The sequence below is a fragment of the Candidatus Erwinia haradaeae genome (assembly GCF_900698995.1).
Lineage (GTDB): Bacteria > Pseudomonadota > Gammaproteobacteria > Enterobacterales > Enterobacteriaceae > Erwinia_E > Erwinia_E haradaeae_C.
Window position 1 is genome coordinate 230,153 of record NZ_LR217735.1, and the last position, 23,715, is coordinate 253,867.

13 protein-coding genes are annotated in these 23,715 nt (G+C 29.5%); all 13 read right to left on the bottom strand.

Annotation, left to right across the window (positions count from 1 at the left end; genetic code table 11):
- Positions 1-575 precede the first annotated feature (575 nt).
- Positions 576-2,645 (bottom strand): glycine--tRNA ligase subunit beta, encoded by a 2,070-nt coding sequence (gene glyS / locus ERCISPPA3004_RS00690; protein ID WP_157990224.1) that lies wholly within the window; start codon positions 2,643-2,645, stop codon positions 576-578.
- On the bottom strand, positions 2,638-3,564 hold the full coding sequence (gene glyQ / locus ERCISPPA3004_RS00695) for a glycine--tRNA ligase subunit alpha (protein WP_157990225.1): 927 nt from the start codon (positions 3,562-3,564) through the stop codon (positions 2,638-2,640). Before glyQ ends, glyS begins: the two co-directional genes overlap by 8 nt.
- 589 nt (positions 3,565-4,153) lie before the next feature.
- Positions 4,154-4,666 (bottom strand): ClpXP protease specificity-enhancing factor, encoded by a 513-nt coding sequence (locus ERCISPPA3004_RS00700; protein ID WP_157990226.1) that lies wholly within the window; start codon positions 4,664-4,666, stop codon positions 4,154-4,156.
- A 948-nt stretch (positions 4,667-5,614) separates the two neighbouring features.
- On the bottom strand, positions 5,615-6,007 hold the full coding sequence (rpsI, locus tag ERCISPPA3004_RS00705; RefSeq protein WP_157990227.1) for a 30S ribosomal protein S9: 393 nt from the start codon (positions 6,005-6,007) through the stop codon (positions 5,615-5,617).
- 15 nt (positions 6,008-6,022) lie between these two features.
- Positions 6,023-6,451, bottom strand: a complete 429-nt coding sequence (gene rplM, locus ERCISPPA3004_RS00710) for a 50S ribosomal protein L13 (RefSeq protein ID WP_157990228.1) — start codon at positions 6,449-6,451, stop codon at positions 6,023-6,025.
- A 3,234-nt stretch (positions 6,452-9,685) separates the two neighbouring features.
- Positions 9,686-9,994, bottom strand: coding sequence for a thiazole biosynthesis protein (gene thiI, locus ERCISPPA3004_RS00715; protein ID WP_157990229.1), 309 nt, complete (start codon positions 9,992-9,994; stop codon positions 9,686-9,688).
- 444 nt (positions 9,995-10,438) lie between these two features.
- Positions 10,439-10,738, bottom strand: a complete 300-nt coding sequence (yfaE, locus tag ERCISPPA3004_RS00720) for a class I ribonucleotide reductase maintenance protein YfaE (RefSeq protein ID WP_415017140.1) — start codon at positions 10,736-10,738, stop codon at positions 10,439-10,441.
- Positions 10,713-11,846, bottom strand: coding sequence for a class Ia ribonucleoside-diphosphate reductase subunit beta (nrdB, locus tag ERCISPPA3004_RS00725; protein WP_157990230.1), 1,134 nt, complete (start codon positions 11,844-11,846; stop codon positions 10,713-10,715). Before nrdB ends, yfaE begins: the two co-directional genes overlap by 26 nt.
- Positions 11,847-11,912: 66 nt before the next feature.
- Positions 11,913-14,198, bottom strand: a complete 2,286-nt coding sequence (gene nrdA / locus ERCISPPA3004_RS00730; protein WP_157990231.1) for a class 1a ribonucleoside-diphosphate reductase subunit alpha — start codon at positions 14,196-14,198, stop codon at positions 11,913-11,915.
- Between the two features lie 1,927 nt (positions 14,199-16,125).
- Entirely contained in the window at positions 16,126-17,532 is a 1,407-nt protein-coding gene (gene gndA, locus ERCISPPA3004_RS00735; protein WP_157990232.1) for an NADP-dependent phosphogluconate dehydrogenase, read from the bottom strand.
- Positions 17,533-19,126: 1,594 nt separating this feature from the next.
- Positions 19,127-19,621 carry a pantetheine-phosphate adenylyltransferase gene (gene coaD / locus ERCISPPA3004_RS00740; protein ID WP_157990233.1) on the bottom strand — a complete coding sequence of 165 codons (495 nt, stop codon included), beginning with the start codon at positions 19,619-19,621 and terminating at the stop codon, positions 19,127-19,129.
- The gene (locus ERCISPPA3004_RS00745) at positions 19,621-20,394 is read right to left on the bottom strand and encodes a glycosyltransferase family 2 protein (protein WP_157990234.1); all 774 of its coding nucleotides are present in this window, start codon (positions 20,392-20,394) and stop codon (positions 19,621-19,623) included. The genes coaD and ERCISPPA3004_RS00745 overlap by 1 nt, the downstream gene beginning before the upstream one ends.
- On the bottom strand, positions 20,395-21,672 hold the full coding sequence (gene waaA, locus ERCISPPA3004_RS00750; RefSeq protein WP_157990235.1) for a lipid IV(A) 3-deoxy-D-manno-octulosonic acid transferase: 1,278 nt from the start codon (positions 21,670-21,672) through the stop codon (positions 20,395-20,397).
- Positions 21,673-23,715: the final 2,043 nt, after the last annotated feature.

The following is a 23,715-nucleotide window of genomic DNA, read 5'->3' on the forward strand; positions in this document are numbered from 1 at the left end:
TAGAGCATGATAATGTATTGATGACACACTACATTATAGAATATTTTCAGATTTTAAAGAATATAATGGTATGTTAAAATATTTATTATTAATGATTAACTTATAATATTTATATTAGTTTGTGTAAAGATAGCATATTAAGTAGTTTTCTGGATGAGAGCATTACACTAGAAGATATCAAATGATTTATTAAGGTATAATGAAGATTATATAAGAAGCTAGTGCAAGATTTATATATTTATTATGTGTTATTTCAGTAAAAAAGATTGCATACTATGAAATAGTACAGATATATTAATAATTTTTAGACATATTGCATACAACCGTTGTGGTGTAACACGCTGATTGTTATTAATAATTTATTATTTCAAGGGTTTTAACTAAAGTATGCGCTAACATCGTATAAAATATTACATTAAATATTCTGAGATAGATAATTTTTCTTTTTTATGTATGTCTTGGTTATTAAGAGGTATTTGCTGTTAGAAGAGATTCAATATAACTGTTAGGGTGTTTTTATAGGAACAGTATTAAATTAAATAAATATTACAATAATAATGATAGAAAATTTTAGTTTACTTTAATAAAGAGAGATCAGCAATCTGTAGAAATAAATTTTTTAACTGATTTAATAAAGTAAGGCGGTTTATACGTAACTCTTTTCTTTTTGTGTTTACCAGCACTTTAGAAAAAAATTGTTCGATGTCTTTATGAAGTGGCGTGAGAGCAATCAATGCATCCTGGTAACGCTCTTCAATTAAGAATAAGTTTAAGCTGGTTTTGATAGTTTGAATACGAGTGTCTAACTGAATTTCTTCTTTTTCATACAGTAAAGAATGATATACATTATGATTCAATATTTCTTTAGATTGATTGAGAATACTAGAGATACGTCTGTGAGCTGCTGATAGTCTCATTGAGTGCTTCATAGAACAGAAGTATGTTACAGCTTCTATGCGTGTATGAAAATCTATTGGTCTAGTAGGGTGACATGCCAGAACCGCTTTAATGACGTCATTTTTGTAACCGATTTCTTGATACCAGGAACTTAAACGACCAAAGAAAAAATTTATTATATCTTCTGCTGTATTGGCATTTGACAGTCTTTTATCATATAGCTTTATAGATTCTTCAGTTAGAGATTGTAAATCTATAGGTAGTTTTTTTTCAATAATAATACGTAAAACGCCAAGTGCAGAACGACGTAATGCAAATGGATCTTTATCTCCTGTCGGGTGTTTAGAAATTCCAAATATCCCTACTATTGTATCTATTTTATCGGCTATTGCTAGCGCACAGGATGTAGGGTTCGAAGGAATAGAATCACCGGAAAAACGTGGTTTATATTGCTCCATTAGAGCAATAGCTACTTCTTCTGTTTCACCTTGACGTCGAGCATAGTGCATACCCATAATACCTTGAGTTTCTGTAAATTCACGCACCATATGAGTCATGAGATCACATTTAGCAAGCAATCCAGCACGTGTTGCGTTCTGAATATTACTATTTATCTGTTTTGCCACCCATCCTGATAGTTTCTTAATTCGATAAGTTTTATCGAGTAGATTACCTAGATTTTTCTGAAATAATACGCTCTTGAGACGTGGAAGATAATCATCTAGATGATGTTGACAGTCTTTGTGAAAAAAAAAGGCAGCGTCTTCTAATCGGGCTTGGATAACTTTTTCATTACCTAATATAATATTCTGGGGATTACTAGACTCAATATTACTCACAAAGATAAAATAAGGTAATAACGTTCCTTTTTTGTTATAAACTGGAAAGTATTTTTGATGATCCACCATGGTGTGTACTAATGCTTCAGTTGGTATTTTAAGAAATTTTTTGTTAAATTTAGCCATTAAAATCACTGGCCACTCTACCAAAGAAGTGACTTCTTCTAGAAGGTCCTCTTGTAAGTCAGCAAAACCTTCAATGCGTTCTGCTATAGCGGTCGCATTGGCGATAATGATTTTTTTACGCAAGGAATAATCTGCTTGGACTTTTCCTTTTTCTGACAGAACTTTCAGATAATTGTCAGCATGATTAATAGTAAGACTCGATTCTCCCATAAATCGATGGCCTTGAATAATACGAGAAGAGAAAATACCAAAAATATTAACAGGAAGTAATGTATCGCCCAAGATTAGCGTCACAGTATGCACAGGGCGTATAAACTGAAGATTAGATTCTCCCCATCGCATTTGTTTAAGATTTGTTAGCTTTTTGATAGATGTAGAAATGATTTCTGGCAGTAGGAGGGCCGTCTTTTGTCCGCTTTGTTTGGCGCAGAACACAAGCCGCTGACCTTTGTGAGTTTCCAAGTAATTAGCATTCTCAACATTAATATCGCAACTACGAGCCCAGCTTATAGCAGCTTGCGTAGGAGTTCCGTTTTTATTAAAAGCTGCTCTTATTGTTGGTCCGTATTTAATTATCTTGCGATCAGGCTGAATGAGGGTAAGCTGGCGAACGAATAAAGCTAAACGCCTGGGTGTTGCAAACCAACGTATCTCTTGATACGTCAAAGATGCATTTTTTAACTCAGAAATAAAGTTTTTTTCAAACGTTTCAGCTAAGTAACGTAGTATTTTTGGAGGTAATTCCTCCGTACCAATTTCTACTAGAAAATTTTCTTTAGTCATTTTTATGGATTAAATATTTTTTACAGCGAGGAAATCCTAGTATCTCTCTAGAGTTTAAATAGGCCTGAGCTACATTTTTAGTAAGCGCCCGAATACGCAATATACAGCTCTGACGCTCAGTAGTTGACATGGCTTTACGTGAATCCAATAGATTAAAATTATGTACTGCCTTCAGAATACGTTCATATGCTGGGATTGGTAGAGGCTGATCCAGTGTTAAGAGATATTTAACTTCTTTTTCATGTTGTTGCAAGCAAGTCATTAGAAAATTTATATCAGCGTGTTCAAAGTTATATATAGATTGCTCTACTTCATTTTGATGAAATATATCACCATAGGTGATTGTACTTGCCAGACCTTGATTCCAGACTAAATCATAAATGCTATCTTCATCCTGAAGGTGCATAGCCAGTCGCTCTAAGCCGTACGTGATCTCCCCGCTCACTGGTTTACACTCTAATCCACAAATTTGTTGAAAGTAAGTAAATTGCGTTATTTCCATACCATTAAGCCACACTTCCCAACCTAGGCCCCATGCACCTAGGGTTGGATTTTCCCAATTATCCTCAACGAATCGGATATCGTTTATCGTTAAGTCTATATCTAATGCTTTTAAAGATTCCAAATAGAGCATCTGCATATTAGGAGGAGATGGTTTAATAAGGACTTGAAATTGATAGTAATGCTGTAAACGATTAGGGTTTTTACCATAACGACCATCACTGGGTCGTCGTGATGGTTGTACATAGGCTATGGAAATTGGTTCTGGACCAATAGCGCATAAACAAGTCATCGGGTGAGATGTCCCGGCGCCAACTTCTAGATCTAAGGGTTGTATAATACTACAACCTTTTTTTGACCAGTAAGCCTGTAAACTCAAAATTAACCCTTGAAAGGTTTTAGAATTAAATTCTGTCATATCACTCTATTGATATTACCAGTCACAATCTATGGTTTATAAGTTATATTGGTTTGTTTAGTGACTTTTATTTTAAAATATTAGCATATATTGCGGTTTGTATAAAACATATAGTCTACAATACTTACAAGTATTATACTATAAAACATTATGAAGCTAACAAGTGGACATTAAATATAATATCTCTAATTTTTAAAAGAGATATATATGCAATTAATATTTTTTATTAAAAATTATCTTAGTTAATTTTTAATTTCTATAGAATATTGTATTATTTTTAGTAACATGTGAAAAAGTAATCTATGTTTGTTAATTGTATATGAATTATTATTTTGTGCAACACATGCATTTTAAATGAATAGTAATTATCAGTAGAGTATTTTTAAAGTGAATTGGACAGGATATCAATTTTGATTTCTTAACGTTATACTCATTATTGCATTAAATTTTAATCAACGCTACATAATCTACATATATATTTATTTAATATATTCATATATTAAGATAAAAATAACATGAATAAAAAAATAAATTATATCAAGACACACATTTCACCGTCAGCTTTTATATTAAAGAGAAGAATAATATCTTATTGAACAAGGTATAAGCCTAAATAATTTTTATCTTCTGTGGATGTTTTTTTGTCATTGTTATCTGGACTGTCATTTAGCATGTTATATTGATTTTTATAATCATTCTCAATTATAGATAGCGTTGTATTCTCTTTAATTGGCGTAGTGTAGTTATTTAAAGATGGAGATTTTTCTATCGTGTGCTCCATCCCTTGTTCAAAGACCATCCCCTCGCCATTTTCACGAGCATAAATCGCTATTACAGATATTGGAGGTATTGAAATTTTTTTTAAAAGACCACTAAAACAAGCTGTAAAAAGGATTTTATCATTGCGTAATTCAAGATTATTTACTGCAGTTGGTGAAATATTTAAAACAATCTGACCATTCCATGAATTTTCTAAAGGAACTAAAACATTAGGTATATGTATATTGATCACTAAATGTGGCGTGAGGTGATTATCAATTAACCATTCATAAAATGCACGTATGAGATAAGGACGACAAGAAGTAAATTTAGAATTTATCATTTTATATAGCTCCGTAGTTATATTATTATGTTACATTTTAATTTTATGAGAGTATCACAAAAAATGATATTCAAACATGCTGCTCAATAGTTGTAGTTTTTAAATGAATGCTGTCAAATAAGTTTTTATTGAAGTAGGCGATATAGTAAAGAAACTAAAGAAAATATACTAAGTGCGATTTTTACTCAAAAATAATTTTTATTTACAAAAATAATTCTAAGATCGCCTATAGTTCCTTGTATATTATTTTCTTAAGGTGTTTTTTCTAACGAAATTGATTAAGATTTTTTTATCTGGCATATAAGATTTGACCAATTTTAGTGTAATACATCGTATTATATAATATAAGTAGCAGATAATTTAATATTAGATCTAGATAAAAATAATATTCCTCTATGTATATTATACTAATATGAGACTAATATGGTGTCAATTGCCATGGATTAAAAATCGATATGATGTGAGAGCCGGTTCAATATTAATAAATCTATAGTAGCTCAGTGATCTTGTTTTCTTATACAGCAACATTCTCATATATCTGTGTTAATATATTTTTTTATTTAACAATTCAAAAAATCATTTAAGTTAAAAAAGTAGTGTTGAATAAGAGAACTTTAAGTGATCAGAGACTATTACATGTTCTTTAATATGATGTGAAAAATTATAATAGTTTTAGGTTTTTGTATTTGTTTTATTTTGCTTTAGTTAGCAGATTAGTTGATTATCGACTTTATGAATGATTAAACATATATAACATCAAGATATTCATATATATAAAAGTATATATATGAATATATGAAAAATAGGAAATTATTATTAAGTTAGATCTTATAATCTATACCAATATTTAATTATAAAACAAAAAATACAATAAAGATTCCAACAAAAATTATTTTATTAAAGACCCAGCGATTAGCACTGGGTAAGATTTTTTAATAATTTTAGAAGTTATCGTTTGGAAAATTGCGGGCGACGACGAGCCTTTCGAAAACCAACTTTCTTACGCTCCACTTGGCGAGCATCTCGCGTTACAAACCCTGCTTTACGTAATTCGCTACGCAATGACTCGTTGTATTTTATTAAGGCTCGTGTAATACCATGGCGGATAGCGCCCGCTTGTCCTGAGATACCTCCGCCTTTTACAGTAATATATAAATCAAATGCATTTACCATGCCTAATAGTTCTAGTGGCTGACAAACTACCATACAAGCAGTTTTGCGACTAAAGTACTCTTTTAAAGAACGCTGGTTAATAGTGATACCACCGCTACCTGTCTTGAGAAAGACACGTGCAGAGGCGCTTTTTCGGCGACCAGTTCCATAGTTTGTCTTCTCAACCATTTTCTAACATCCTAATTATATGTCAAGAACTTGTGGTTTTTGTGCCGTGTGCTTATGTTTATCACCGGCATATACTTTGAGTTTTTTGTACATCTGACGACCTAATGGACCTTTTGGTAGCATGCCTTTTACTGCTATTTCAATTACTTTTTCAGGGTAACGATTAATCATCTCTGAAAAAGTTAGTGTTTTGATACCACCAATATATCCAGTATAATGATAATATATTTTATCATTAGGTTTATTGCCAGTTATAGCTATTTTTTTAGCATTGAGGACGATAATATAATCACCTGTATCTACATGTGGAGTATACTCCGCTTTATGTTTTCCGCGCAATCGAAGGGCTAGTCCTGTTGCTAAACGACCTAAAGTTTTACATGCTGCATCAATAACATACCAATTATGCTGGACCGATTCTGCCTTAGCTGTAAAAGTTCTCATCTAAATACGTATCCATGTTAAATTGTATACTGATAAAATCTAAGCGTTAATATAATCTTTATAGATTTTATTAATCTATATAATGCATTAATAACTTCACCTCTGTCTTTCTTAGACGTTTAGGTCATAGAGCATAGAAGATTTTAATTATAAGCTTAATAAACTTATTATTATACTTAATGTACAGGATTATTAAAGAGGTAATTTATAAAAATCGTATATTTTTTAAGAGATTGCTGAGATTCAGATTAATAGAGAATTTTTATTTATTTATTTTTCAAAATAAAACCTGAGGTAAGCATAGCGTTATTTTTATTTCTTAAGACGAAAAATTTTATTTTGAGATAATAGTGACTGAGGCATATATTTATTGATCCATTTTATTATTTATTTTTATGGCTTATATGATTAAATATATTGTCTTGGGGTTCTAAGTGAGGATTTTATATACGAAATGTCTTAAAGAATGGGTATATAGAGCACACTATATACTCGTATATCAATCATTATGAATAATAGTTTCATATAAAATAATCTCTAAACATGTATAAGTGTGATAATTTATCTTAAAATTATCATATTTTATTCTTTTTTATAGCGTAACTATTAATTCTATAATTTTTTAATATTCTATTAATAGTAATGTTAGTGTTAGATAATCTCAATGAAATCTTACGTGCTGCGTTAATCCTGAGTAACGCTTATAGTATTATGTTAAATTTTTGCTAGAATATACATTCTATATGAAATAATCGTCTGTTATAGATTTATCATGCTGTTTTTAGAAAAAATTTTTAATAAATCTTATGTTTAATTACTCAAATAATTTTATCGTCAGGGTCAATAAAACTCAAGTGTATTTCACATACACCATGGAGACTAATAAAATTAGTATTTAGGCTTTCGAATCTAATTGACTTATTATAGCGTATTTTAATAATTATATTGTAATAGCGTATAGATCATTGGATATGCGCAAAATTATAGCTATCTGTCAATATTTAGCTGACATAGCTGACATAGTTAGCACAATTTTTATATGTAACATTACATATTATTAATAATATAGCACTAATGATTAAATTTAATGTCACCCGCATTATTAGTTGATGAAAATTTTTTTTATATTAGTTGGTTTTGTTAGAAATTTTTTCATCTATTAGAGAGACATATGTCGATATAGAGTATTCTCTATATGCGTATTACATCACAATTTATCAGATTCTAGATTTTTTTATAACTATAAGTCTGATAAGTATAAAATAATCACTATAGTTATTATGATTCTCAATTGTTTTTATTGACATAAATAACAGAATACTAAATATGATTGATTATTATAAGGTTAATGCATGAATAAGATGAAGGGCTGTATATATTGATAACAAGTTTTTTAGCATTGGTGTAGGGTTAATATGTAATAGTGATAAACAATGATAAATTTTCTTAATATTTTAATAATTTTTCGATGAGATCATACAAACATATAATTAATTTATAAATTAGCATCTTACTACTATTATTATCACTAGTCTTTTTTTAAGTCTGAAAAAAATATAGAAGAATTGTACTGCATGTTAGCTTAAATATGATATATTTTTTCGTTAGAATTTGAATTAGTGCGATTTATGTAATTTATGTCACAGAACAGAAAGCTAATTAGTCTTGAAAAGACAGGGTTTTATTGTATTTAATATGCTTAATTTAATAATTACTGTATTTTTATATATTTACTAATCTTTGAGATTGTAATATATTTGCGCATGCATTTATATTTATAAAAGTATACTAAATATGTATCAAATTAGTGTCCTGTAAATAGACTCTTTAATTTACTGTTTTTACATACGTTGTATACAAAAAAAAACACTAAAGATCTATCTAAGTTTATTATCTGCTTTTTGGTATAAGCATTTTTATACTAGATCTCTTTGCGGTCTTTCAAAATTCTATAGCAGAGGGATATATGGATAAAATTTTTTATCATGCATTATGATGTTGTCATATTATTATCTTCTATAATGAAGTATAAATTACACACTTTTGCTTGTTATATAATAAAAACATGCTTAACATTCATTTATGGTCTATTAATAGAGCATTAATTAAAGAGATTACGTGTGTATTATTAATTAGATTGGATGATTAACAAGAGCTATTTATTTGAATAACAATTTAGGATTATTAGTGATAATTAATATAAATATTATGGTGTTGTGATAAATAAAGAAATTATCCTTGGCGATATTCTTATTTATAAAATATAAAACATTGTTACTTATAATATATATATATTTATAAAACTGTATCAATAGTTAGATAGGTGTCGATGATTATTGAATATTTAAGATTTTATTGTTTATTGTTAATTGTTAATTTTTAATTATTAATTAGACAGAATAACATATTTTTGATAGAGATTCACATGCTATCTCTAGATAAGATAGCGCTAGAGATAAGTTTTTTAGAATACAAAATCAAAAAAGTTATAAGAATTATAGTTTTAAGTAATATTGAAAATAAAAAATAAAACAGATAAGCGAAGTATGATATAAAACAGATCTGGATTGAATTGTCTTTGGAATTCGTTACTAGTAATATGCCTCTGTGGTCGTGCTATGTTAGCCCTTCCATAGATCAAATTTCTTTTTTTTTAAAAATTATAATAGTACTACTTATCTAAGTTTTTTATTTAAATGATGTGGGGTAGACGACAAATCTAGTCAGCAGAAGCTCTATTAGAATCAAAAAAAAATATAATTTTTAATATCTGATATCTGATTAGAAGGTGAATATTAAAAATATGTAGTTATTTAAATATAAAACCTGCAAAGAAACATCTAATCAAGTGTGAAGATTTTTACCACGTGTTTAATCATATCATCATATAATGTGTTGCTACCTATACCTAAGAGAGATTATATCAGTTCTATATTTTGCATGAAAAAGACACATAAACCTACTTAGTAAAATTATTATTAATTTTAACACTATCAGATATTTGTTTGTTATTTTATAGTTATTTTTGTTTCTAGCTGATCTGATAGTATTGCTGCAATTATTCTTCTTTTTTCTGGTTCTGCACCACTTATGTGATCGATGTATCGTATTTATTGGTGAGCGAAACTTGTTTCTTGTTAGACATAATTTCCTATAAATATAGTGATATTAAAATATCTTGTTTTGTTAAATTTTAATTTAGTAATCTTATATTTTAAGATTCAATCTATTTATTTATGCACAATAGATTGAAACATTGTTAAACCCTTTTTCACGTAAAAAAAGCATCTGTAATCGGCTCATTAATCCATTATTGCAATACAAAAGATAAGATTTATTTTGATCTAAGGAGCTAAATTGGCTGTCTAGATAATAAAATGGTAAAGTTTTTACTAAAAAGTTGGCAAGCTCTAAGGGGTGGTCTTCTTGCTCATCTTGTGAGCGAATATCTAAGACAATGTATTGCTGATCGTATTGGAGCACTTGACTTGTTTGGTTCAGATTCTGGTTACTCTGCATGGTGTTTTTATAGGTATATATCATATGACTCTCCTAAATTGAGAACTATAATTCTCCTAGATCTATGTAAGGAGAGATCTCCATGTTCTTTTAATAACAATATTGTAATAGTTTTTAGGTTTGATCGCCATATATATGCTAATTCTTTAAATATTACAGCTTAAAGTTATCATCATAATTCTATGTTAATGTTTTTCTATAAAGCTTGCTTACAACTAATTCAGATACCAAGTAGTTCTCCTGAAGTGAAAGTTTGTAAAATTTTACATAAAATAACCTACTGCATTATAATTATCACTATTTATTACGAGAACTTATAAAAGTCATTGATAATATCGATTTCATATAATTCTTTTAATTTTAAAAATCAATTAAAATAAATTATTATTATTTTGACATATAAAATATCACATAAACAAGCATTTATACATGCGTTTTACATATTACCCAGGTCTTTATTAAAAATAGTTACTGATGAGGTATTGCAATTTCAATATTACTGCATACGTGACATATACAGGGGAGGATTTCACCGGATCGGATAAAGGTAATGGGCTGCGTTCTATATTTTACTAAGCCCTGTAATAAGCGTATACGGCATAAGCCACAATATCCTGCACGGCACTGGTACTCAGAATAGATATTATGTAATTCTAGAGTTGTTAGAAGATTGTGGTGCAGATCACACCATATTAATTTCATACCAGAAGGATTAAGTGTAATAATATTGTTTTTCATGAGATTAGAGCCGATAATCAATAAAATCATCTGTATTAACTTCAGAATCAATTTGGCCTACTAGATATGAGCTTACTTCTACTTCTTGAGGAGCTGCTTGCACATTATCTGAGATGAGCCATGAGTTAATCCATGGAATGGGATTGTAATGGGCTCTAAAAGGTAAATCTAGGCCAACAGCGTGCATGCGAATATTAGTGATGTATTCAATATATTGACATAAAATGGTTTTGTTGAGACCGATCATTGATCCGTTTCTAAATAGATATTCAGCCCATTCTTTTTCTTGTTTTGCTGCCAACAAAAACAAATCATAACATTGTTGTTGACATTCTTTAGCTATTTCTGCTGTCTCTGGATCGTCATCTCCATTTCGAAGTAAGTTCAGAATATACTGAGTTCCAGTCACATGAAGCGCCTCATCACGAGCAATTAGCTTGATAATTTTAGCATTACCTTCCATTAGTTCACGTTCAGCAAAAGCAAATGAGCAAGCAAAGCTCACATAGAATCGGATAGCTTCTAGGGCATTTACGCTCATCAAACAAAGATATAATTGTTTTTTTAGTATGTGTATATTGACGTTTATGGTTTTACAATGATTAATTTGGTGAACACCTTCACCTAAGAGATTCCAAGCATTTGTCATGAGAATGAGATCATCATAGTATTTAGAAATATCCTTAGCGCGTGATAAAATTTGTTTATGTGTAACAATATCGTCAAATATTAGTGCGGGTTCATTAACAATATTGCGAATAATATGAGTATATGAACGCGAGTGAATTGTTTCAAAAAACGCCCATGTTTCCACCCATGTCTCGAGCTCTGGAATTGAGATTATTGGCAATAGTGCAATATTTGGGCTTCTTCCTTGAATAGAGTCTAGTAGCGTCTGATATTTCAAGTTGCTAATAAAAATATGCTTTTCATGTTCAGGCAGAGACTGATAATCGATTCGGTCACGTGAGACATCGATCTCTTCTGGTCTCCAGAAAAATGATAGCTGTTTTTCTATGAGTTTTTCAAATATTCGATATTTTTGCTGATCAAAGCGTGAAATATTTACCGGTTGACCGAAAAACATTGGCTCCAATAGCTGATTATTGTTATGTTGAGAAAAGATTGTATAAGTCATTTTGTATTCCAAGACATTGAGCCAATAGTCGTAATTTCTTGCCGTAATTTACCCCTGTAATAATAGTTACATTTTACAAGCACCACTTTCACAGTCTTCATCCGGCGTAGCAGGTAAAAAGTCATCTTTTAAGTCTTCTGTTCCATCACGGGTATTTTGGTAGTAAAGCGTTTTAATACCAAATTTATACGCTGTTAGTAAGTCTTTTAAAAGCTGTTTCATAGGTACTTTACCATTTATAAAGCGCATTGGATCATAATGTGTGTTCGATGAAATTGCTTGATCAATAAATTTTTGCATTACGCCAACGAGTTGCAGATATCCGTCGTTATTTGGTATATCCCACAGTAACTCATAATAATCTTTAAGGCGTTCATATTCTGGTATAACTTGGCGAAGGACTCCATCTTTTGAAACTTTTATGCTGATATGACCTCGAGGTGGTTCAATACCATTTGAGGCATTAGAAATTTGTGAAGACGTTTCTGTTGGCATGACCGCTGAAAGTGTTGAATTACGCAGACCGTAAGTTTTTACTGATTTACGCAAACCTTCCCAGTCAAGTAATAAGGGGGTATTGCAGATAGTGTCTAGATCTTTTTTATAAGTATCAATTGGCATAATACCCTGAGCGTAAGTTGTTTCTGCAAACCACGGGCAAGCACCTTGTTCGATAGCAAGCTCGTTAGATGCTTTTAATAGCCAGTATTGAATAGCTTCAAATGCTTGGTGTGTTAACACATTGGCGCTACTATCAGAATAACGAACTCTGTGTTTTGCTAAGTAGTATGCATAATTGATCACACCAATACCAAGAGTGCGTCGTCCCATAGCGCCACGTCTAGCTGCTGGAATAGGATAATTCTGATAGTCTAGTAATGCATCAAGCGCTCGTACCGCTAGTGTTGCTAGCTCTTGAAGATCGTCGAGATTGTCAATGACACCAAGGTTAAATGCAGATAGAGTGCATAACGCAATTTCTCCATTTTCATCGTTTATATTTTGCAGTGGTTTGGTTGGAAGAGTAATCTCAAGACATAGATTTGATTGACGTACTGGTGCAATCGTGGGATTAAAAGGACTATGAGTATTACAGTGATCAACATTTTGAATATAGATTCGACCAGTAGAGGCGCGCTCCTGCATCATTAATGAAAAAAGTTGGATGGCTTTAATGCGTTGTTTTCGAATGTTTGCATCTCTCTCATATTTGATATAGAGTCTCTCAAACTCATCTTGATTAGCAAAAAAAGCATCATAGAGCCCTGGTACATCTGATGTACTAAATAAAGTAATATCTTCACCTTGAAGTAATCGCTGATACATTAGTTTATTTAGTTGTATGCCATAATCAATATGACGCACTCGGTTATCTTCTACGCCTCGGTTATTTTTTAGAACTAAAAGGCTTTCTACTTCTTGATGCCACATAGGGTAAAATAGAGTAGCAGCACCGCCACGTACGCCTCCTTGTGAGCAGGATTTTACCGCGCTTTGAAAATGTTTATAAAATGGAATACATCCAGTATGAAAGGCTTCTCCCCCGCGTATAGGGCTGCCTAAAGCACGAATACGACCGGCATTGATACCAATCCCAGCGCGTTGGGATACATACTTAACAATAGCACTAGCAGTAGCATTTATAGAATCTAGACTATCGTCGCACTCAATAAGGACACAGGAGCTAAATTGTCGTGTTGGGGTGCGCACTCCAGACATAATTGGTGTGGGTAATGAAATCTTAAAAGTTGAGATAGCATCATAAAAACGCTTAATATAATCTAGACGAGTGCTATTTGGATAACTAGAAAATAAGCAAGCGGATACTAATATGTATAAGAACTGAGCGCTCTCATAGATATCACCGTTAATACGGTTTTGGACAAGATATTTTCCTTCTAGTTGTTTTACCGCAGCATAGGAAAAGTTCATATCACGCCAGTGATCAATAAAGTCATCCATTTTTTCAAATTCATCTAAACTGTAGTCTGTTAAAAGATGGGCATCATATTTTCCCATAGATACCATACGTGTCACTTGGTCAATGAGCTTAGGCGGTTCAAACTGACCATATGCTTTTTTTCGCAAATGAAAAATAGCTAGACGTGCGGCCATGTATTGGTAATCAGGTGCGTCTGCTGAGATAAGATCAGCAGCTGATTTGATGATGGTTTCATGAATATCAAATGTACGGATACCTGGATAAAATTGGATACGAGAACACAATTCTACCTGAGATACAGAGACATTATGTAGATTTTCTGCTGCCCAGTTGAGTACGCGGTGTATTTTTTCTAGATCGATACGCTCAGTTCGGCCATCGCGTTTAGTTACAAAAAGACTCTGATTCATGTCTGGCTTTACCTATCCTTAACAAATAATTCCTATAGTCCTATACAGATAGATCTTTGTAGTTACCTTTTTGATCAATGTTACATATAGGTTGGGAGTGGTGGTAGTTTTAACCACAACGGATAATCATATATAATAAAATATATAATTATATACTATAATAATGAGTAGGCTTATAGCCCTAGCTTGCTGAACGAAGCTGGATCTTTAAACGAAACGAAACGTGTGCAAATTTTTAGTTCTTACCTCCTAAAAGTTTTTATGCTTTGGGGCTGATCATAGGATGACGCATGTTTTATTATCGTGATTCATGTTAGATATTCTTGTAGAGATGCAGCTAGTAATATTAATACAAATGATAATGCTAATATGAACGATTCATTGCACCATTATACGGATATGAATATGAAGTTAAGATATTATCTAACTGCTCTATTCTCTCTATTTTCAGAACTTTATGATGAAGCTTTAGATCTTAACATATGCTTTATTGTACCTAAGCAGTCAAGTGCAGATTAAGATAAGATATCCTCACAGTATCTGTGTACTCTAAGATGTAGTATTACTGCGTATCATTAGTTTTCTGATTTTTAGAAATAAGTAGCTCTGACTATTCACTTAGTTTGATCAACAAGTTGTTCGTATAACATAATAGTTTAATTAATATATTATTATCTTATATACATAATTATATGTACCATATAAAAATTGTTTTCTGAGATCAATATGGTTATTATTTTTCGTATATCATAAAGCTTTATTTGAAATTGTTTTTATATTTTTATTATTATTTTCCTTATTTCGATAATATCCATTGACATTGACATCTTCTTGCTAAGACTTGGCATTATTAGCATTATTAGCATTATTAGCATTATTAGCATTATTAGCATTATTAGCATTAGTGCATGTGCATCATGTTATTATCTATTTTTTTTACTTAACTAATGAGATTATATTGCATGTTACATTAATGCATGCATTAACTAAATATATTATCTTACATTCTAAGTATATATGCATATCATATTTTAAAGAGGAGAAATATCTTTTAAAAACCATACATTATCATGATTTTTGTTTTTTTTGTGTGTGCTTTCTTATATCTTATGATCTTATAAGTAATTTATGAATGGTGAGAGAGCATAGTTGTTTTCTATGTCATGTTGTTAGCGCTAATATTTCTACTACTTATGTGTTTCTAATGAGTCATTATTTATTATTAAAGTATATACTATGCTAGTACATCAGCATGATAAGTAGAATAAATATTTATTTTTCATACTAATCTTATTTTATCTGTACTCTTTTTTAAGCTAGATTAAAAATAGTTATTCATAAGTTCTATGCTGATTGTTTCTTGTATTTATAAGACTAAATTATTTTTAATTTTAGTAAAAAAATTTTATCGGTTGTATTACTTTTTCGCTTATACATTACGAGTAAGAAGTTGTTTATTTTGAGAGGGCTCTATAGTTAATAGAGTAAATATGTAGAAGGTGATATTATACTTTTCATAATTATTCGAGACTAAAAAAAACACTGTTTTTATTTTTTATATATTTTATTGTGATAGCCGTATCTTACATGCATTTTAATATTTCAAGTAAATATAATTAAAGTAGATATAAATTATTAACACATACTAATCAGATCTTATATCTATTCAATTATTTTTCATATTTAATGTTTTTATAACTTTTATATGCAAAAATACAGTATAAATCGTATGATCTATGGTAAAATAAAAAATTTTTTTATCACAATTAAGTGATTATTAGTGTATTTTAATTGATTAGAATAAAGCTTCTTATAGAAGATATCTCTTTATTGTTGATGTTATTTTATGATTGAATTTAAAAATAACATTTATTGAATTATCAGAAGCTCTACTAGGAAGCTCTGAGGATTATTTACCTGATATAAATCATATGATCCATTCTGTATGAAAGATGCCGCGTTTGTTTATTCTTTTGTAAGTATGCGCACCAAAGTAATCGCGTTGCGCTTGAATCAAATTAGCAGGTAATTTTTCTGTACGATAACTATCATAATAAGCAATAGCAGCAGAAAAGGTAGGCGCTGGTATACCGTTTAAAACTGAATAAGATACTATATCACGTAGTGATTTTTGGTATTTATTTGCAATGTCTTTAAAGTAAGGAGCTAAAATTAGATTGGAAATATTTGCATTTTCTTCATAAGCATCAGTAATTTTTTGAAGTAGTTGTGCGCGAATAATACAGCCAGCACGGAATATTTTTGCGATTTCACCATACTTGAGTTGCCAGTTATATTGCGTAGATGCAGTTTTTAGCTGAGAAAATCCCTGAGCATAAGAAATTATTTTTCCAAGATAAAGTGCTTTACGCACTGTTTCAATATACTCTTCTTTGTCAATGCTTATTGTGTTTAGTTTGGGTCCGGATAACACTCTGGATGCTTCTATTCGTTGATCTTTTAATAAGGACAGATAACGGGCAAACACTGATGCAGTGATCAATGATACTGGCTCATTGAGGTCTAATGCACTTTGACTAGTCCATTGCCCTGTACCTTTATGATCTGCTTCATCTAAAATAGAATCTAGGACATAATTACCATCTTCATCTTTTTTGGTCAGGATATCTTTAGTGATATCAATTAAGTAACTACTTAACTCGCCTGTATTCCAAGCATTAAATATTTGAGCTAAAGCTTCATTATTTAAATTTAGCGGACCCTTCAAAAGAGAATACGCTTCTGCAATAAGCTGCATATCACCATATTCAATACCATTGTGGACCATTTTTACATAATGACCAGAACCACCTGGTCCTATATAAGAAATGCAAGCTTTACCTTCAGATATAGCTGAAATCTTAGTTAATATTGGTTCTATAATCGCGTATGCTTCTTTATGGCCTCCTGGCATAAAGGATGGCCCGATTAAGGCTCCTCTTTCACCACCAGACACTCCAGTTCCAATTAAATATAAGCCTTTCTTAGAGAGTTCGTCCTGGCGTCTTATGGTGTCTTTATAAAATGCATTACCACCATCTATGAGAATATCACCTGGATTCAGATAGGGAATCAATGATGAAATGGTCGCATCAGTGGCTTTGCCGGCTTTTATCATTAGCATTATGCATCTCGGTTTTTCTAAAGAGCGAACAAAATCTTGTATCGTATAATATGGTACCAGCATATTGGTTGGATTTTTTTCAAGAAATGTGTTGGTTATTGTATTAGATCGATTAAATACAGAGACTAAATAACCTTTATTTCCAAGGTTAAGAGCTAAATTACGCCCCATGACTGCCATACCTATTACACCAATCTGTTGTTTTGACATGACATCCTCCTATCATAAATTATTTTGAGAAGTTTTTATTTACTTTTTTATATTTAATAGCAAAAGGTGATTTTATTATTTTCAATAAATAAATGTATGATTGCAAGAAAGTCTATGCAGAAAGCAATAAACAATGATACAGATTAAGATCTTGTATAAAAAAATATTTTTTATGCATCAACAGTCAATATATATTGATTAGTAAGGGAATTTTTCTTATTTAAATAAAACTAAATTATCGTAAAGTTAGTGTCTGTCAATTTAATGTTTGTTTATAATATATAAACATATTTGTTTTTAATATATAAACATATCTTGACAATTTTGTGAATTATAGATAGCAATCGTTAGGTAATACATTTAGATAGATATTATAGTAATTTAAATATTGAATTTTTTAAAAGAAAATAATCTCTAGTGGAATTATAAAGTTATACACTAGATACTTTTATATCGTGCATACTTAATGTAATGATAAATAATTAATTATAATCTATTTCTAGGTTGACGTCTATGTTTTTATCATTAGTGGCATTTTAAAGGGTTATAAAATTAAAGATATTAATTGTGTATAAGTATAAGTTATTCTGATAAGTGATGTAATTTTTAGTTAATTTCTTTACATAACATCATCATTGTAGCACTATAGTAAGAATTATTATTCAAAATGTTATTTATAAGGATTATAGCATAACAAGGATAGCTAACTGTATTATAATTTTATAAAAAAATAAAAATATAAATGGTCTTTGATATATCGTCTTTGTGCAGTAGACATATTCTCAATATACTTTACTAGACCTAGTGACGCTGTATTGGGGGGGGATTTATTTTTAAAAGCTGATTAATTAAAATTATAGTTTATATTTTTATTTTTTTATAAATATAATAAGGATAGTTACTATTTCAAGAGAAATAAAAATCTATTACGTTATATATATTATATGCTAGATAAAATATCAATAATAAAAAAATTAATATAGTTCTAATTGTAATTACAGATTGTTATTTAAACGTGATTAATTATTTTAAATAATTCAAAATAAAATTACGATTCTTATGTTAGTTTGTTAAGATGAGACGCGGATTTTTAAGTAAATTAAAATTCAGACACTCATTATTCGCTAAAATGCAACTTAATTCCGTCATTATAGCTATTTATAAAATGTATTTTTGTAGATTTTTTATATAATTTTTATTATATAGAGGTTTTTATTGATAGCGGAACGCTTTTTAATTATGATATAATTTTAATTATTGATAGTACTTATTAATAATAATATATTCCTATAATATAATAATTATGATTTTGTTATAATTACCTATATTGTTATTATAAGATTCAAGTGATAATATAACTATTAGTTATGCATTATCTGTATTTGTGAATTAGATTTTTGGCAGCTAGCTTTACTTATAAGATGTTTTGTTAATGCTGACACCTTCTCTCATTAGAATCAAATATGATTTTAGAAATATTTTTCCGAAATATATCTATTAATTTAGATTAAATATTGTATTAAACTAAAGATTGCATTATGTAATTTTAATAAAATTGAAAAGGAAATTTTTTGGTAGAGCTTATGCGATATTCTTAACGGTCTGTATTCATGAAAAGACGTACTTTAAATGCTTGATGTACCGGCGTTGGTAGAAGTTCTTGTACATCAGCACCATGTTCAGCTATTTCTTTAATTAATGATGAAGAAAGATAAGCATGTTGTGTTGTTGTCATAAAAAAAATACTTTCTATATTAGGAGCTAATAAATGGTTTATAGCAGCTATTTTTCTTTCATATTCTAAATCAGATATTGTTCGTAGACCGCGAATCAGTATGTGAACTTTTTGTTCTTTAGCAAAGTTTACTAATAAATTGCTATATTTTATTACTGATACATTTGGAAGATGTTTGACTGTTTCTTGTGCTAAGTTTTCTCTTTCTTCAAGAGAAAACATTGTCTTTTTTTTTGGATTATCTGCAATTGCAAGAATGATTTTTTCAAATATTTTTGCGGCGCGTGTAACTATATCAAGATGACCATTTGTTATTGGATCAAAAGTTCCAGGATAGATAGCTTTCTCTCTCATTAGTTTTTATCCCTAGAGGTACAATTAAGAGCCCATAGGGCAGTATATTTATTAAAAGTATATTGAAAAACAACTATCGCTAGTAACCAACCGCGAGTTCCATCTAAAAAACTTCGACGAATTAATAATGTCCTGATAAATGACCAGAAACTATGATAAAGAATTTTTATTCTACCATAATGTTTACCTTGTTGATAGCGTTGTTTAGCCCAAGCCCTAGCATAGGTACACTGTTTAAACTGAAAGTCGCAAAAATCTCTACTCGTTACATGCAATAAATCCCCATATAGTAATTGAATGGGTATTTTTGATACATTTAAAGATTCATGAACTAAGTTATCATTATAGACACAAAAGGATGGATATAGACGGATGACGCGATCTGGATACCATCCCCCATGTCGCATAGCCTTTCCGAGAAATAGATTGCACCGTGCTATACTATATACGATTTTTTTTGGCGGTTTTTTTAGTATTAGGTTAATTGATTTCTGTAACTCTGGCGTTACTCGCTCATCACTATCAATCATTAAAATCATGTCATGATTAGCATAATTTTGCGCAATTTGTCTCTGCTTACCATAGCCATACCATACATTAGAGTGATAGATTATCACTCCATAACGAACAGCAATATCTAGAGTTTTATCACTACTTTTAAAATCTAAAAGAATAATTTCATCTGCCCAGTTTACTGATTCTAGGCATTGAGCTAGTACTTCTTCTGAATTATGAGTGATAATTACTACCGATAGTTTTTGTATTTGTTGCATTCAATCATCTTCTTGCGAAAGGTAAGGTTGAATTAATTGTAGCAAATGCTTTAATGCACCTTTGTTCTTATGTAGAACATTGAATGCATATAATCCAGCATTGAGGCGATAGCTTTTATCAGTGAGCAATGCGGTAATTTCATCACTTAATGATTCAGCATCAGTAACAGTAATTAAAGCATTGCTCTGTTGCAAGAGATGACAAATATCTTTAAAATTAAAGGTATGCGGACCCATTAAGATTGGAATGGTATGCGCTGCAGGTTCTAATGGGTTATGACCACCATGTTTAACTAAACTACCGCCAACAAACGCTAGATCTGAAATAGCATATAATAACATTAGTTCACCTATAGTATCTCCAATTACCACTTGTGTACTATCAGAAGGTGTTTGACCATTGCTACGCAAAATAAACCTTAAACGGTATTGTTGAGTCAAGTAACGTACGCTGGAAAAACGTTCTGGATGCCTTGGTGCTAAAATTAATAAAAGGTCTGGAAAACGTTCAAGAAGTTTAGAATGTGCTTTTAAGATTATCTGCTCTTCACCATGATGGGTGCTTGCGGCAATCCATATAGATCTCTTTTGCAGTATCCAGTTACTTTTTAACTGGATAGCTTTTTTAGTCAATTCTGGCATAATAGTAACATCAAATTTTAAACTGCCTGTGACTACTACGCGAGATTGTTGTATACCTAGATTAATAAAATGTTCGCTATCTTCTTTGCTTTGGGCGGCAACTAGAGTAATGCGCTGAAATAAAGATTTTGTAAAGGTTCCAAATATTTTATACATTTTAGCCGAGCGCTCTGATAAACGGGCATTAGCTATGATGAGAGGAATGCGACGTGTATATAATAACGTGATCATATTTGGCCAAAGCTCGGTCTCCATTACTATCACTAATTTTGGACGAATAACATCAAAAAAACGGTTCATGACTCCAGGAAGATCATACGGTAAGTATACATGAGAAATCATGTTCCCAAGAGAAGATACAGCAAGATGTGAGCCAGTTGGTGTCATGGTGGTGATGACAATGGGTAAATGTGGATAACGATGATTTAGTTCTCGTATAAGTGGAATTGCGGTGAATGTTTCACCAACGGATACAGCATGAAGTAAAATACCTTGCGTTTTAACTTTTCCTGCACAGAATCCGTATCGCTCTCCCCACCGTTGGCGATAAGCGGCGGAATTTCGACCACGGATCCAAAGACGGACCCAGATAATAGGTTGAAAAAAATATAGAAAAGCTGTATAAATAATAAGCATAATGTCACTTGTCTTGTTAGGGCAGCAAGGATAGTAAGTTGATTAGGGGGTATATTGATTAGATCTGAGAAGTTATTAGACTTTAAAAACAAACAATAAATAAGTGGTAACCTAAAAGATTATTTCGATTGTTTTTACTCTATCTTTCTAATAAATCCATAATCCTGATGTAAAAAATTAATTAAGTATATTATGTTGGTTAAGAGGTCGGCGAAAGAGTCTATTAATATAGCGTTGCTTACCTTAGATTTTACGAAAAATTATATGTATAATTGTACATTTTTTTTCTATTGTCAATTAATAATAAAAATTATTAAGTGGATATAAATGAAAATTAAATATCTATTCAGATAGGTTTTATTTATTAATCATTAATTAAAACTAATAATTAACTGTATAATTTATAACAAGATTAAGATTATTCATATTATTTCTGTATATCATATAATAGTGAATGAATAGTAGAGTAATTTATTCTTATTTTTTTATAATTTTTTTATATGATTTCTTACTTAATAACTTATATTATCTCTATAAGCTATATCTAAACTAGAAGTCTAGATAATAAGTAACAGATATGATTTCATAAATAGATAAATAAATTGATTATATAAATTTTAATTATATGAATTTTAAATATAAAGATCATTTAAAATAAATGAAATTATCAATTTCTTTTGCATATAAGATGTAACGATATCAGTATAAGATATAAATATATAAGATTTATTATTTTTTTTATTATATTTTTATATATGACTGATATTAAATTATCATTTTGTACATAAATACAGAATTTATGCATTTTTTTATTCTCTATAGCTATATATTTTTTATTAATTTATAATTAAATTTTTATTAATTTATAATTAGAATTTAATTTGGTTAATTGAACTATATTTTTAAAAACAATGAGAGATTATCACATAAAACTTATTTTGACATTTTAATTAGAGTATATATTAACATTTATTAATGTTATGCTAGTAATGACATGGTATTAAATTTTATTTCATAATTTTATTTGTTATATATTTTCTGTTTTTTTGCAAGACGGATACTAAATTTTATTTCGAATTTTATAATTAAGATGTGTAACCTTATATTGATATTATAAAGTTAAATATAGATAACATATATCCATTATATGCATTGTAAGATTTTATTTATATTTTTCATTAAAATGCTAAGATTATTTTTATTATAATTTTTGTTTATGTTATTGAAAAGATAAAATTTTTATTTTTTTATAAAGAAAATATTAAATATATTAATGATAATATGTGATATTTAATATCATTAAATAAATATATTATATTTTAATACTATTATAGTAAGCATATTAAATTTAAATAAAATTAAATAAAACAAAAATTATACTCATATATTACATATTATATAAAAAATAAAAATAGTTAAAAACTATTATATCTATTCTAAATAAAATAAAACATTATGTATTATATATAGAATACATTTTAAAATGAGCAGGATATCGTTTATCTCTTAATTTAATAGTTTAGGTCTAATGGTTAAGAAAAAATCTTCAATATCTTAAAATAAGATAATTAAACTAATTTCGTAGAATATATTAAGATATTAGGTAAAAGTACAATTTTTACATTTTGTCTGGTTTGTACAAGTCGCTTGTATTAAGATTTTTTTTGGAAATACTTTTAAAAAATATATTGGATTCTTAGTGCTTTGTTATTTATCATTGGTCAGTTTGAAAAATATTATGGGTAAGTTTAAAAAGAAAGAATGAATTAAAGAAAGAATAAGTATTGTTTTATAATATTAAAAATTATTTATTAAAAATATTACAATCATCACTATTATGTATTGATGCATTGATATATACATGTTATGTAATTTGAATTATGTAATGATTAATATTTAAATTATGTAATGATTAATATTTATATGATAATTATCATGATATGCAATATATTATGATTGAATTAGGATTCAGTTAGGGTATTAAGTTATCGTTATCCTGATTGTTATCAATAACATCGAGAATTAATTAAGGATGGTCCTATT